This is a genomic window from Cognataquiflexum nitidum, assembly GCF_022538055.1.
GTDB lineage: Bacteria > Bacteroidota > Bacteroidia > Cytophagales > Cyclobacteriaceae > Cognataquiflexum > Cognataquiflexum nitidum.
The window spans coordinates 131,438-144,625 of sequence record NZ_JAKZAM010000013.1; the positions used below are offsets into that span (position 1 = coordinate 131,438).

General features: G+C 40.6%; 15 protein-coding genes and 1 tRNA gene. 8 read left to right on the forward strand and 8 right to left on the reverse strand.

What is annotated here, in order from left to right:
* Positions 1 to 156: 156 nt before the first annotated feature.
* On the forward strand, positions 157 to 894 hold the full coding sequence (locus MMU07_RS10855) for an NYN domain-containing protein (RefSeq protein WP_241125900.1): 738 nt from the start codon (positions 157 to 159) through the stop codon (positions 892 to 894).
* Positions 895 to 987: 93 nt separating this feature from the next.
* Entirely contained in the window at positions 988 to 2,199 is a 1,212-nt protein-coding gene (mnmA, locus tag MMU07_RS10860; protein ID WP_241125901.1) for a tRNA 2-thiouridine(34) synthase MnmA, read from the forward strand.
* A 285-nt stretch (positions 2,200 to 2,484) separates the two neighbouring features.
* On the opposite strand, the gene MMU07_RS21845 is transcribed toward mnmA, so the two are convergent.
* Complete coding sequence (locus MMU07_RS21845) at positions 2,485 to 2,658, reverse strand: GIY-YIG nuclease family protein (RefSeq protein ID WP_418884513.1); 174 nt, start codon at positions 2,656 to 2,658, stop codon at positions 2,485 to 2,487.
* 42 nt (positions 2,659 to 2,700) lie between these two features.
* Positions 2,701 to 2,774: transfer RNA gene (locus MMU07_RS10865), tRNA-Ile, on the reverse strand.
* An 87-nt stretch (positions 2,775 to 2,861) separates the two neighbouring features.
* Between MMU07_RS10865 and MMU07_RS10870 the strand changes: the two genes are divergently transcribed.
* From MMU07_RS10870 to MMU07_RS10880, 3 genes are all read left to right on the forward strand, one after another.
* Positions 2,862 to 3,494, forward strand: coding sequence for an HAD family hydrolase (locus MMU07_RS10870; protein WP_241125902.1), 633 nt, complete (start codon positions 2,862 to 2,864; stop codon positions 3,492 to 3,494).
* Positions 3,484 to 4,602: a site-2 protease family protein gene (locus tag MMU07_RS10875; protein ID WP_241125903.1), complete on the forward strand. Its 1,119-nt coding sequence runs from the start codon at positions 3,484 to 3,486 to the stop codon at positions 4,600 to 4,602. Before MMU07_RS10870 ends, MMU07_RS10875 begins: the two co-directional genes overlap by 11 nt.
* A gap of 83 nt (positions 4,603 to 4,685) precedes the next feature.
* A complete protein-coding gene (locus tag MMU07_RS10880; protein ID WP_241125904.1) occupies positions 4,686 to 5,615 on the forward strand; it encodes a DMT family transporter in 930 nt (309 codons plus the stop codon).
* 56 nt (positions 5,616 to 5,671) lie between these two features.
* On the opposite strand, the gene MMU07_RS10885 is transcribed toward MMU07_RS10880, so the two are convergent.
* Together MMU07_RS10885 and MMU07_RS10890 are read right to left on the reverse strand one after the other, a co-directional pair.
* Positions 5,672 to 6,199, reverse strand: a complete 528-nt coding sequence (locus tag MMU07_RS10885; protein WP_241125905.1) for a hypothetical protein — start codon at positions 6,197 to 6,199, stop codon at positions 5,672 to 5,674.
* A 132-nt stretch (positions 6,200 to 6,331) separates the two neighbouring features.
* Positions 6,332 to 6,688, reverse strand: a complete 357-nt coding sequence (locus MMU07_RS10890) for a hypothetical protein (protein WP_241125906.1) — start codon at positions 6,686 to 6,688, stop codon at positions 6,332 to 6,334.
* A 144-nt stretch (positions 6,689 to 6,832) separates the two neighbouring features.
* On the opposite strand from MMU07_RS10890, the gene MMU07_RS10895 reads away from it, so the two are divergent.
* The 3 genes from MMU07_RS10895 to MMU07_RS10905 all read left to right on the forward strand — a co-directional run bounded on the left by MMU07_RS10895 (position 6,833) and on the right by MMU07_RS10905 (position 9,740).
* Positions 6,833 to 7,795: a calcium/sodium antiporter gene (locus tag MMU07_RS10895; RefSeq protein ID WP_241125907.1), complete on the forward strand. Its 963-nt coding sequence runs from the start codon at positions 6,833 to 6,835 to the stop codon at positions 7,793 to 7,795.
* A gap of 28 nt (positions 7,796 to 7,823) precedes the next feature.
* Positions 7,824 to 8,849: an LLM class flavin-dependent oxidoreductase gene (locus MMU07_RS10900; protein WP_241125908.1), complete on the forward strand. Its 1,026-nt coding sequence runs from the start codon at positions 7,824 to 7,826 to the stop codon at positions 8,847 to 8,849.
* A 354-nt stretch (positions 8,850 to 9,203) separates the two neighbouring features.
* Entirely contained in the window at positions 9,204 to 9,740 is a 537-nt protein-coding gene (locus tag MMU07_RS10905) for a hypothetical protein (protein ID WP_241125909.1), read from the forward strand.
* A 259-nt stretch (positions 9,741 to 9,999) separates the two neighbouring features.
* Here the strand turns inward: MMU07_RS10905 and MMU07_RS10910 are convergent, their stop codons facing one another.
* The 4 genes from MMU07_RS10910 to MMU07_RS10925 all read right to left on the reverse strand — a co-directional run.
* On the reverse strand, positions 10,000 to 10,665 hold the full coding sequence (locus MMU07_RS10910; protein ID WP_241125910.1) for an NAD(P)-dependent oxidoreductase: 666 nt from the start codon (positions 10,663 to 10,665) through the stop codon (positions 10,000 to 10,002).
* A gap of 123 nt (positions 10,666 to 10,788) precedes the next feature.
* Positions 10,789 to 12,120 (reverse strand): TolC family protein, encoded by a 1,332-nt coding sequence (locus tag MMU07_RS10915; RefSeq protein WP_241125911.1) that lies wholly within the window; start codon positions 12,118 to 12,120, stop codon positions 10,789 to 10,791.
* 1 nt (position 12,121) lies between these two features.
* Entirely contained in the window at positions 12,122 to 12,796 is a 675-nt protein-coding gene (locus MMU07_RS10920) for an ABC transporter ATP-binding protein (RefSeq protein ID WP_241125912.1), read from the reverse strand.
* 160 nt (positions 12,797 to 12,956) lie between these two features.
* Positions 12,957 to 13,188: hypothetical protein (locus MMU07_RS10925; protein WP_241125913.1), on the reverse strand; the 232-nt coding region annotated here is incomplete at its 5' end.

Sequence of the window (13,188 nt, forward strand, 5' to 3'; positions counted from 1 at the left end):
GCTTAACAAGTCAGATGCAACTTACGAAATTACATTCTTAATTCAGGAATACACATTAAGTAATTCTTTCCACAGAAAAAAGAAAGCCGCCAAACCCGATAGTTTTTTTATACATTTAATACGGTAATTATTTTGTATTTATTCTAACCTAGCAATATGCAAACCGATATCAAAATTGCCGTACTCATCGATGCTGACAATGTTCCGGCGGGACAAGTCAAGGAAATGATGGAAGAAATAGCCAAATATGGCAATCCTACCATAAAGCGGATCTATGGAGACTGGACCAAACCTCAATTGGGAAAATGGAAAAATGTCCTGCTCGAAAATGCCATCAATCCGATGCAACAGTATGGCTATACCTCAGGAAAAAACGCCACAGATTCTGCCATGATCATCGATGCGATGGATATACTTTATTCGGAAAAAGTCAATGGCTTTTGCATTGTATCGAGTGACAGCGACTTTACCAAATTGGCCACAAGACTGAGAGAAGCCGGAATGATGGTCATCGGGATGGGAGAAAAGAAAACCCCCGATCCTTTCATTGTTGCCTGTGACAAATTTATTTATTTGGAAATCCTTCAAAAACAAACAGAAGAACCCATTGACCAAAAAGACAAAACAACCCCCGCACCTCAGGTAGACAAGATCAATGCAAAAATCATCAGACTGATAGCTGCCACCATCTCGGATTTGGCGGATGATGAAGGATGGGCGTTTTTGGGCGATGTGGGAAATTTGCTACAGAAAAAACAGCCCAACTTCGATGCAAGAAACTACGGATTCCAAAAACTCACTCCTCTGATCAAATCCATTCCTGCATTTGAAATCGACCACCGTGAAAACATCAAAGGAAAGACAAAGCTGATTTATGTAAGAAATAAGTCCTGATAGATTAAATTTGCGAACCAAAATCCAACAGAAAGATGTTGGGGCTTTATGTGAAACCTCATGGACCTTGAACCCATGAATAATTTCAAAACAATGGAAAACAAACAAAGGGTAGTCGTCGGACTATCAGGCGGGGTGGATTCATCCGTCGCTGCATACCTCCTCAAAGAACAAGGCTACGAAGTCATAGGCATGTTTATGAAAAACTGGCATGATGAATCTGTCACCATTTCCAACGAATGCCCTTGGATGGAAGACAGCACAGACGCCATGCTTGTGGCCCAAAAGTTGGGCATTCCTTTTCAAGCAATCGACCTCAGCGAAGAATACAAAGACCGGATTGTAGATTATATGTTTGCCGAATATGAAGCGGGCAGAACTCCGAATCCCGACATCCTTTGCAACAGAGAAATCAAATTCGACATTTTTCTAAAAGCCGCCCAAAAGCTCAAAGCAGATTTTGTGGCAACAGGACATTATTGTCAAAAAGATGATATCATCGTAGATAAGAAGCCGGTTTACCGCTTGCTTGCAGGTGCTGACAATGGCAAAGACCAAAGTTACTTCCTCTGCCAACTCAATCAGGAACAGCTTTCAAAAGCTTTGTTTCCAATCGGACATCTTCAAAAATCAGAAGTCAGGAAAATTGCCAAGGAACAAAACTTGATCACTGCTGACAAAAAAGACAGTCAGGGTCTCTGCTTTATAGGAAAAGTACGTCTCCCCGACTTTTTGCAGCAACAGCTCCAACCTAAAAAAGGAGCTATTGTAGTGATTCCGGAAGATCTTCCCATTTACAGTTATAAAAGAATCCCTGCAGGAATTGCGCAGGAAGAATTTGATTTGGAGACCTTGGAGTCTATTTGTCTCCCCATCAAATACCACCCTGAACAGGGAAAGAAAATCGGCGACCATAACGGTGCACATTATTTTACCGTGGGACAAAGAAAAGGACTCCAGGTGGGAGGAACAGGAAAGCCTCTTTTTGTGATCGCAACGGATACCAAGTCAAATGTAATCTACACAGGACTTGGCGAAGACCATCCGGGATTAAACAGATTTGGACTTTTTGTACCAAAAAAAGACATCCATTGGATCCGGGAAGACTTAAAAATGGAAGTTGGCGAAACTAGGAGATACTTTTCAAGGATTAGATACAGACAGCCGCTTTCATGGGCGACCTATTTGATGAAGGAAAATGGGTTGTACATCCTATTTGACGAGGCACAACGTGGAGTTGCCTCCGGACAGTTTGTAGCTTGGTATGATGGTAATGAAAGTATTGGTTCGGGGGTGATATTTTGAATTCCAATTGAAAAAAAAATCAAAAACCCTCTGAATCAAATAGTCACGAAAATGCCACTCAATTATCACGGAGTGGCTTTTTTGTGGGCCCACTTGGAATCGCCCCGATAGCTATCGCTGGGCAATCACCTACTGCCCCGAAAGCTTCCAGAGGAGTCAGTTGCTCGTAAATTTTGTTCGTAATTTACTCACCAGTTCGGGATATGATTTAAGGTTTTGGATATAAATTTTGGACTTCATTTTTTTGATATGGATTTCGATTTTCCTTGCCTGTGAGAAATCATTTCATTGGATAAAGTGAAACATTTCCCAATCCTCTGCCTTTTGAATGAAATTTAGATTTCCATATTTTTTTTGGATATGTTTTTCATTTCTTTCCTCTATGGATAGAGTGGTTACACCAGTGTAGAACTTACCAAGACTTTTCAAATAAAGAATGTAAACAAAAAAACTATCTATTTTAAAAAACTAAAAAACCGCTTAGAAATCTAAGCGGTTTTGTGGGCCCACTTGGAATCGAACCAAGCACCTACTGATTATGAGTCAGTTGCTCTAACCGAATGAGCTATAGGCCCAAAATCTGCATGCGTTTTTTGAAAACTACCTTGCAAATGGGAGTGCAATGTTACATATTTGGTTTTAATTTTACAACCTGAGTGCAAATGAAAAAACTTGAGAGTATCGATTTTTTGATCTTCGATTTAGGCAATGTAATCATTGATATTGATTATAGTTTCAGTATCAATGAGTTGAAAAAAATCCTTCCTGAAGCCAAACATCCATTGACAGATAGATTTTTTCCCTCCACTTTTCACAAAGATTATGAGAAAGGTTTGATCAGTTCATCCCAATTCAGAAACGAAGTCAGAAATCTTTATCAGGAAGAGTGGACCGATGCACAAATTGACCATGCCTGGAACAGTCTTCTACAAAATATACCATTAGAGAGAATTGAGCTGTTGAAAAAACTAAGGATGGATTTTGGGACGGCTGTTCTAAGTAACACCAATGAAATACACATCGAGAAGTTTGATGAACTTCTTGTAAACCAAACAGGTGAAAAATCAATTTATGATCTTTGTGACAGGATATTTTTGAGCCATCAAATGGGTTTGGCCAAACCTGATGAGGCTATTTATAAAGCAGTATTGAACGAAATCCAAATTGACCCGGAGAGGGTTCTGTTTTTTGATGATTTATACACAAACTTAGAAGGTGCAAAAAGAGTTGGGCTACAAACGTACCACATCACCCACGAAAGAGCATTAATCCAATTCTTTGAGAATGTATACTAAAAAAGAATACCTGATCCATATTTCACTTTTTGTCCTGACACTTGTCACCACCACTTTGGCCGGCGCAGAATGGTTATTTGGCAAATCAATATTAGCGGATGGGGAATATGCTTTGACCTGGGAGTATTTCTTCAAATCACTTCATTTCTCGGTGCCGTTTATTGGAATTTTACTTGTTCACGAATTGGGGCATTTGTTCACCTCATTACACTACAAAGTAAAAACCTCCATGCCGTTTTTTATTCCAGGTTGGTTGGGTTTTCTGGGTTCGCCTTCGATCGGTACTTTCGGGGCCATTATCAAATTGAAAAGCTATATCAACAGCCGTAAAAAGTATTTTGACATTGGCGTGGCAGGTCCGCTTGCAGGATTTATAATCGCTTTTGGTGTACTTTGGTATGGATTTACCCATCTTCCGGATGCAGATTATATTTATAAGATCCATCCCGAATACCTTGATCCAGACTTCAAGGGACACAGTGCCGAAGAAGGATATCTTAATATTGAGATGGGATATAACCTTTTATTTTTTGGAATGGAAAAGTTTCTTGCAGAACCGGAGAAAATGCCCAACATGTCAGAAATCATCCATTTTCCTTACATATTTGCCGGGTACTTAGCTTTGTTTTTTACAGCTTTGAACCTTCTTCCTATCGGACAATTGGATGGAGGCCATGTGGTTTTCGGTCTTTTCCCAAAGCATCACAAACAGATATCATTGGTTTTTTATATTGCATTTGTTTTCTATGCGGGGCTCGGTTCTATCAATCCCTATCAAAGTATTGACAGGCTTTTAATCAATATTCCCCTATATATAGGATTTCTTTATTTCTGCTTTAGCAGGTCAAGAATAATGGATACGCAGACAAAGTGGATGGTGATTTTGGTAATTGCTTCCGTTCAGTATGCACTTGTTTATGTCTTCCCAACATTACAGGGATATAGCGGATGGTTGCTTTTTGCTTTCCTTTTGGGAAGGGTGATGGGACTAGAGCATCCGGAGGTTTCAGGCTTAAAGCAATTGGATAGAACCAGAAAAATCCTCGGCTGGATCAGCATCATCATCTTTTTGCTTTGCTTTACCCCGCAGCCATTTCAGATCAGTTGAAATTCAAAAAATTACTTGATTTCTTTTTTGAGAGGATAAAAAATCACTTTTTCATTCAGTAAATTTGAAATTCATCCGTCCATATGATCTCAGCCTCTTTACCATCAGGTATTGCTTCCAAAAAATCAATAAAAGGTTTTGCCATGGCCTTGGCTGCCGCGGTATTTTGGGGAGTATCGGGTACCTGTGCGCAATACCTATTTGAACAAAAAGGAATCAATCCTGCTTGGCTCGTCTGTTGGAGATTGCTGTTGGCGGGGATAATTCTGATGACATTTACCATCACCCGCAAAAACTCCGATGCTTTCAAGATTTGGAAAAATCCCAAAGATGCCTTAAAATTATTGTTCTTCAGCATTTTTGGTATGGTCGCCGTCCAATACACTTATTTCTACAGCATCAACCTTTCCAATGCCGCCACAGCAACAGTTTTGCAATATATTGGTCCTTTGATTGTAGTGGCGTTCTATGCTATACACCACAGGAGATGGCCTATTTTGGTAGAGTATGCTTCTTTAGCATTTGCGCTGACAGGTACTTTCCTGCTTGTCACCCATGGAAGTTTCCAACAGCTTGTAATCTCCGAAAAAGCCCTTTTTTGGGGAATCCTCTCTGCATTTTCATTGGCCTTCTACACCATCCAACCTGTTCGTTTACTTAGAAAATATTCCGCAGCCACGGTGACCGGTTGGGGAATGCTGATCGGGGGAATCGCATTCTCTTTTATCAGTAAGCCTTGGGATTTTCATGGAACTTGGGATGCCGGCACTTGGACTGCCTTTGCCTACATCGTATTGTTTGGAAGTGTTATCGCCTTTTACTTTTTCCTTACTTCAGTGACCATTGTAGGTGCTCAAACAGCAAGTTTACTCTGTTCGGTAGAACCGCTGTCGGCCGCCGCAGTTGCAGTGATATGGCTTAACGTCTCTTTTGGTGCAATGGATTGGTTGGGAACACTCTTTATCCTGATCACCATATTTTTACTGACATTGGGAACAAAGCAAAAATCCTAGAAAAAATGCCAACGGAATGAATCAAACCGTTGGCATTACACAGTTCCTGTCGGATTTTAGAGATTAACATTCTTTTTAATCTGACTTTCCCTATATTTTATATAAGGCTTAATTATTTTTTCCCATTTCTGAATCAATGGCAATTCACCCAAATTGTCAGAAAATAATTCTGAGTCATAAAACTCCAACATTCTTGTTGCTGTCTTTTCTCCATAAATTTCAATTTTTAATATCAGGCTGTCAAGGACATGCAAAGCCTTCCCCTCCACGTTGAGAGGCCTTTCCATTTTGAGTAGCTTCACATCAGTAACTTTATCGAGGTCGATTTTGTGAATGGTATTTTCGGTTCCAAATTTCACATAAACCAAAATTTTTCTAGCCGAATCCATCCCTATAAAGTACATGTCTCTCCAATCATCGGTTTGGTCAAACTTAAGGTAATAATTGGTTTCAAGCTGCTCCAAAAACAGCTTTTGAGATTTGATTTTTTTGGATTGTTTCCTTTTAAAAATTATAAAAGGAATTGAAAATAAGATGATAAGGACCATGGAAATAACCAAGGACACAGGTTCTATGTCAAACATGTTGTTGATTTTTTATAGTTTATGATAAAGTATAATACAGACAGATATGATTTGAATCAATTACAAATCAGAAAGTCCGTTTGAAGAGATTTCAATACTCCAAGAGAATGAAATGCTTGTTTAAAAAAATGATTACCAGAAATAATGGAAAGGATAAAGAAAAATATGGATGCTAAAAAACAGGTTACCCCTTTCCAGCCAATTGACTTTTAAGGAATCGTTTTCAACATGTGCAAGCCAAAAATCAAAAGGCACATTGGTAAGGTCAAACACCGTGTCCAAAATTTTAAATCCAGGAACATGGATATTGCAAGAAGAAAATTGAAGGCCCTGGTCAAATTCAGGAATCAAATCCGAATACGAAATTATCTTGTTTTTTTCTGTTCCAATTTCTTGGCCAGATTCAAAAAAATAAGTTCCACCTATACCGGTAAACCCGATAAGGCCAATCAAAAAGAAGGAAAGAAATTTTGTAAGCCGGATTTTCATAAAATCCTATGAATTGAATCAAAATGAGTGATTTCTATTTTGACAACACAAATAACCTGCAAATTTTTCGCATAAAAAAATAAATCATTTCGGAAAAGAAACTTCCCCTAAATACCCCATATCTTTCGACAAAATTCAAATCTTATGATATTATCCATTGTCTTATTATTGATTGGATTTGTGGTCTTGATCTTCGGTGCGGACAAACTTGTCGACGCAGCCTCTGGGCTTGCCGCTAATTTTGGGATTCCCAATATTGTTATCGGATTGACAGTGGTGGCATTTGGTACCTCAGCCCCTGAACTCGTGGTCAACGTTTTTGCCGCGGCAAGCGGTTCCTCAGAAATGGTCATGGGTAATGTGTTGGGAAGTAACATTTTCAATGTTTTAGGGATTCTGGGAATTTCTGCCATCGTCTACCCTTTGACCGTCAAATCCAATACCACTTGGATCGAAATTCCGCTCAGCTTCTTGGCTGCATTGGTAGTATTGATTGTTGCCAATGATTTCTTATTCAATGATGGAGCTAAAAATCTGATTTCATTTGGAGATGGAATAATCCTGCTCTTGTTTTTCAGTATTTTTCTTGTCTATAATATCATGGTTTCCAAGCAGCCGGGAGGCCTGACGGAATCTCTGGAAATAAGCAAATTCACCACGGGAAGCGCTATACTTTGGATTATCATCGGTCTTGCAGGTCTTGTTTTGGGTGGAAAACTGATCGTAGACAATGCTGTATCTCTTGCAGTGGAATTTGGTTTGTCACAAAGATTGATCGGTCTGACCATTGTATCCATCGGAACTTCTCTACCTGAACTCGCTACTTCTATAGCCGCAGTAAGAAAAAAGAAAGTGGACATAGCCATCGGAAATGTTGTGGGATCGAATATTTTCAACATATTTTTTGTGTTGGGTATATCCTCTATAGTGAATCCAGTGGCCATCTCCGAACCAAACTTCATTGACATCTATATGAATATCCTGGCAGGCTTGCTGTTGTTTCTCTTTCTATTTACAGGCAAAGGAAGAAAACTCGAAAGATGGGAAGGTGGCGTCATGTTGGGATTATACGTTGTGTACTTGACAGCATTGATTATGGAATGGTAAATTGATTTCCGGTAAAAAGGGTTTGTTGATGGAAATAGGAATTGACAGTTTTGCAGCGGCAGCGATCGGTGAAGGTGCGGATCAGACTAAGAACAGTATGCAGGCTTTGGCTGAATTGCTCGAAAGGATCCAACTTGCCGATCAAGTGGGATTGGATGTTTTTGGAATCGGCGAACACCATAGAAAGGAGTTTCTGGACTCTGCCCCTGCCATGATTCTGGCTGCAGCGGCTGCACAAACAAAAAACATCAAACTTACCAGTGCTGTCACGGTACTCAGTGCGGCAGATCCGGTCCTGGTATTTCAAAATTTTGCCACACTAGACCTGATTTCAAAGGGTCGGGCTGAAATGGTCGTAGGCAGGGGTTCTTTCACAGAGGCTTTTCCTCTTTTTGGACTAAATCTTAAAGATTATGATGCGCTCTTTTCAGAAAAACTTGACCTCCTTCTCAAAATCAGAGACAATGAATTTGTGACTTGGTCAGGAAAATTCAGACCTGCTTTGCATCAACAAGCTATCTATCCAAGACCATTACAAGACCCATTTCCTGTTTGGTTGGGTGTTGGCGGTACACCAGAATCATTTGTCAGGGCCGGAACTTTGGGCTTGCCATTGATGGTCGCAGTGATTGGTGGGGAGACGCACCGGTTCAGTCCACTGGTTGATTTATATCGCGAAGCCGGACGAAGAGCCGGATATGGCCCCGAAAAACTTAAAGTCGGTCTCCATTCCTTGGGTTATGTCTCAGATAGCACAGAAAAAGCTGTTGCAGAATATTACCCCGGCTATGCAGTGACCTTCACGAGAATAGGAAAAGAACGTGGTTGGCCGCCAGTGACTTTTAGCAGGTTTGAAGCCCAAAGGGGAGAAAGAGGCGCATACTTAGTAGGCAATCCTGAGGAAGTGGCCGAAAAAATCCTTCGCCACAGTGAATCCCTGGGTGGCTTGTCCAGGCTTTCTTTCCAAATGGACAACGCCAACCTTACCCATGCACAATTGCTCAAAGCCATCGAGATTATCGGAACAAAGGTGAAGCCAATGGTTAACAGTTGATTGATTTCTAATCGGAGTAAAGGCTTAAAAGAAATATCATATCTTCATTGAAATAACTTTAGGTAAATTTCTGATATGAGTATCCGTAAGGTTACATGCTGAACTTGACGACACTTTTTCGGATACGGATACTTGTTAACAAAACCTATGCTAATAGTTCTACTGCCATTATTTTCCTGGCTACATGGAACAAGGTGGATACACATAATTTTTGATTTGTCTTTTTAAAAAATTTAAGCATTTATTTCAAGCTCAAACAGTAAAATCCATAATTAAAAGTAATCAGGGTATAAATTATTCTTTCATAGAATTGCGAGCTTTACCTATTCTGTACATTGAAAAAGGCGAAAGCATATGAAAAAGGAAATTGATTTAGAAAATTTAGAACAAAATACGATCCCTTCAGGATCGGTATTTGGTACATTCAAGAACCATGTTGATTCAAAGGAAACTATTTCCCTGATCCTAGATCGTGGATATAAAATTGACGAAATCGAAATCAATCCCCCAGATATGGGAACTCTAATTCCCAACCCAAGCAAAAATCATCATCCTTCCGGGAATGAATTTATGAATGAAACATTGAAAGGGCTAAAATTTGGCGCTATTTTCGGACTTATCTCCTCTATTGTTATAGTGGGTTTGGTATTGCTCACATCCGAAAAAAATGAAAACTCCAGTATTCTATTTTCTTTTTCCTCAGGAATAATAGTAGGAATAATTTGGGGAAGTATGTTGGGCTTTTTTATCGGCCCTCATTTACCTAAATCCATTTGGAGAATTTTCTCAAAATCTCCTTTAGACAATACTGTTACTGTCAGTTTTGAAGCCCACAACATGGTTGACGCCTTATATTTTTCCAAAAAGGGGAGACTTAAAATAGTCCAATAAGTCAACATAGACTCTATTAGGATATTATATTTGATCTCTTTCCCGGATATTAGAGTTTGGGGCAGAACAGGTATATGTAGGAAGATTCACCAAAATTTACAAATTTACCTCCATCCCAACCTATCACAAACCAAAGAAAATCTTTCCAACCGATCACCCGGACAAACCTTTCCCTGTCTTCCATAGCAAATCCTTCAAAACAGGTAAAAAAAATTCTGACTAAAAAAACAGTAAGTAGGATATTTTTCTTTTTTATCAATCAGGAATATACGACAGGAACCTTATGGACATAATCGGTATGCTCTAAAATATCAACCAAGAAGCTTGCGGTAGCTTTGCGGGAGATGGTCAGGGAGGGCCTCCGGCCATGATCCAAAATCACCTTGGCTTCTTTTGGTTTTTGGCCGTTGGTGAGTCCGACCGGCCGGACAATGGTCCAATCCAAACCCGAATTACGGACCAAAGCCTCCTGTCTCTCATGCTCGAGGTAAGCAACAGACAGGTTGCTGTTATCAATCAGCCATGCAAACCATCCCGGAATATATGGCCTGCTGTCCCCCACTCCCCATGCAGAGGTAAAAATGAGTCTTTTGATGTCCTGCTCATAACATACTTTGATGAGGGTTTTCATCGTCATGGACAAAAAATCCTCAGGTGTCCGTAAAGGTGACCAAGGAAAATCCGATTTGCGTGAAATGTTCAGACAACTGATCACCGCCTGACAGTTTTCCATCGCTAAATTCAAATCCCTCGGTATTCTGGTATCTCCTTCAAATACCTGAAGTCTCGGATCCTCCAACTGAATTTTCTTACCCACCCTGACCAAGGCATTGACATGATACCCTTTTTCCAATGCCCGTTGCAGCACTTCATTGCCTGTACGCCCTGTAGCACCTAATAATAAAATCCTCTTGATTGGTTCCATGAATTAAAAAACAGAAAAAAGCTCCATTTAAGTAGATACTTTTTACTTGTAAAAAGTTGCATGGATTTTTGAATAAATTTGATGGCCGACTTCTAAAAACTTTGACACAGGATTCTGCTTTTTTTAATTTACTGACAATACTCCCAACTGATAATTCAAAATCACCTCCTGGAAGAATAGCGTGTACAAAGCTTGGACATAATCCGATTGCCCGGCAACAAGCTGTTGGTTAGCAGTGGCAAGGTCGACAAAGTTGCTTACCCCAAGCCTGAAACGCTCAGAAATGGCTTTCTGCGCTTCTTCCGCCGCAGTAAGTTGTAGCTTGGTGGCTTCTTCCCTTTTGATACTGGCTTTGTAATTTTCGTAAGCCAATTTGATTTCCTGAGAAATCCTTCTCTCCAAAGCCGTTTTTTCAAGCTGTTGGTTGTGGTACTGCACCTTGCTACGGGTGACAGTGAGCTTGTTGTTGAAATTATTGAAAATCGGAATATTCAGCGACAAGCCGATTGTCTGCTGTGGATAGACCTGCCAAAGCTGTTCAGAAATACTCCTATCATCCAATGAAGTAAAGAAGGTACTGTAATTGAAAAAAGCATTGACCTGCGGATACATGAATGACCTGGAAACGGCTAGGAGTTTTTTATTGCCGGATTCAAGCAGTTGCTGCTGTTTAAAGTCTTTTCTGTTTGCCAAAGCAATGGTATATATTTCTTCTACAGACATGTTCAGGTATTCACTCTGTCCGGGGCTAAGGCTGACGGCCTCAAGTTCAGGGATGACATTTGGTCCTAGTTGGAGTGTCTCTGCCAAAGTCCAGGCATCAGTTTCCCACTGGATCTTGGCGTTCAGGGCCACGGTTTCCAACCTTGCCACTTCTGATTGCTGGTTATATTGGTCAGACAATGTCCTCAATCCAGCCTCGACAAAGCCTTCTATCTGCTCGAGCTGCTTCTTTTGATTTTCAAGATTTTCCAAGGCGATTCTGTATAACTCCTGATCCAACAATACCTGCAGGTATTGCCTGCCGATGTTAAACATGACTTCCTGTGCAGACCTTTCGAGGCTGTTTTCACCAGCTTCCTCGAAGAATCTCGTTGCTTGGGTATTGTTGATTCTCCTGCCGCCATTGTAAATCGGCATGGCGGTATTGAGGTTAGAGGTTATGATGTTGTTGGACACATTGGTCACGATCAATTGGTCCTCGACTTGTTGGTATTGTTGGCCGGTTTGTCTGAATCCACTGTTGCCAATATTAAGGTTGGGAAGATGGGCGAGCTGTGCGGCCTGTTTTTCCCTTTTCAACACGTCCTGTTCGTTTGTACGCTGTTTGTACGCGAGATTTTGCTGCAAACCGATGTTGACCGCTTCCCGGAAATTGAGTTTCAGGGTATCTTGCGCTTTCAATTTGGAAATGAAAGCCATCAAAATCAAAGCGGTAATGAGTATCTTATTCATATTATATGGCAATGTCTTTGTCAATTTTTCCGTCCAACATTTCGATCAGGCGTGTTCCGTAATCTGCATTTTCGCGCGCATGAGTGGCTTGGATGATGGTAGTTCCTTCTTTGCTTAGTTCCTTGAAAACTTCCATGATCTCTTTTGCCTGTGCGGAATGAAGGTTTCCCGTAGGTTCATCGGCCAACAAAACCCTTGGCCGCCCTGCGATCGCCCTTGCAATACCGACCAACTGCTGCTGACCACCTGAAAGCTGTTCAGGGAACAGGTCCTTCTTGGCAACCATATTGAACCTATCCAAAAGATCAGCGATGATGCTCTTCCGCTCCCCGCCTGACACATTTCTGTAAAGCAAAGGGGTTTCGATATTTTCATACACCGTCAGTTCATCGATCAGGTGGTAGGCCTGAAATATGTATCCAAACTCAGACTTGTGCAAAGCAGACCTTTCCTTGGATTTCATGTTATTGATAGACTTCCCATCAAAAGAATATTTTCCTTCATAATCCTCATCCAACAATCCGATGATGTTGAGCAAAGTTGATTTGCCCACACCTGAGGGTCCCATGAGGGTGAGAAATTCCCCCTGCTCGATGGTCAGGTCAATTCCTTTCAATATAAAAACCCGCTGAAATCGCGATTCGATGAATTTGTCAATTTGGTTAAGCTGAATCATTTTATAGACGTGAGATTTGAGATTTGAGACTTGAGACTTAAGACATAATTCCCCAAAGCAACCGGGGTAAGACTTAGATTTTGTGGTTTTTGACCGATGACCAATGAATTAAGCATCGCACATCCGACATCTGACATCGGTCATTTTAACCATCCCAATCCTATGCCATAAAAAAAGCCCAATATTGTTCGAATAAGGGCGTTTTTTGAGGGGATTCGGTTATAAGTATCGAACATTTTTGTTCGCCTGCGGACGATAAGGAGTCTTCCACGTCAACCTGCGATATCTGGGAGAGAATATTAAACCACAAAAGAGACAAAGAAAACAAAGGATTAAAGGAATTGCGCCCTTTGCGAAAATTTACCGTCCATTGCGGTATAGAAATAGTGTAT

What these genes read in the sequence shown, in the direction of transcription:
- MMU07_RS10855 (WP_241125900.1), top strand. Translation starts at nt 157, where the DNA reads ATGCAAACCGATATCAAAATTGCCGTACTCATCGATGCTGACAATGTT.
- mnmA (WP_241125901.1), top strand. Translation starts at nt 988, where the DNA reads ATGGAAAACAAACAAAGGGTAGTCGTCGGACTATCAGGCGGGGTGGAT.
- MMU07_RS10870 (WP_241125902.1), top strand. Translation starts at nt 2,862, where the DNA reads ATGAAAAAACTTGAGAGTATCGATTTTTTGATCTTCGATTTAGGCAAT.
- MMU07_RS10875 (WP_241125903.1), top strand. Translation starts at nt 3,484, where the DNA reads ATGTATACTAAAAAAGAATACCTGATCCATATTTCACTTTTTGTCCTG.
- MMU07_RS10880 (WP_241125904.1), top strand. Translation starts at nt 4,686, where the DNA reads ATGATCTCAGCCTCTTTACCATCAGGTATTGCTTCCAAAAAATCAATA.
- MMU07_RS10885 (WP_241125905.1), bottom strand. Translation starts at nt 6,199, where the DNA reads ATGTTTGACATAGAACCTGTGTCCTTGGTTATTTCCATGGTCCTTATC.
- MMU07_RS10890 (WP_241125906.1), bottom strand. Translation starts at nt 6,688, where the DNA reads ATGAAAATCCGGCTTACAAAATTTCTTTCCTTCTTTTTGATTGGCCTT.
- MMU07_RS10895 (WP_241125907.1), top strand. Translation starts at nt 6,833, where the DNA reads ATGATATTATCCATTGTCTTATTATTGATTGGATTTGTGGTCTTGATC.
- MMU07_RS10900 (WP_241125908.1), top strand. Translation starts at nt 7,824, where the DNA reads ATGGAAATAGGAATTGACAGTTTTGCAGCGGCAGCGATCGGTGAAGGT.
- MMU07_RS10905 (WP_241125909.1), top strand. Translation starts at nt 9,204, where the DNA reads ATGAAAAAGGAAATTGATTTAGAAAATTTAGAACAAAATACGATCCCT.
- MMU07_RS10910 (WP_241125910.1), bottom strand. Translation starts at nt 10,665, where the DNA reads ATGGAACCAATCAAGAGGATTTTATTATTAGGTGCTACAGGGCGTACA.
- MMU07_RS10915 (WP_241125911.1), bottom strand. Translation starts at nt 12,120, where the DNA reads ATGAATAAGATACTCATTACCGCTTTGATTTTGATGGCTTTCATTTCC.
- MMU07_RS10920 (WP_241125912.1), bottom strand. Translation starts at nt 12,796, where the DNA reads ATGATTCAGCTTAACCAAATTGACAAATTCATCGAATCGCGATTTCAG.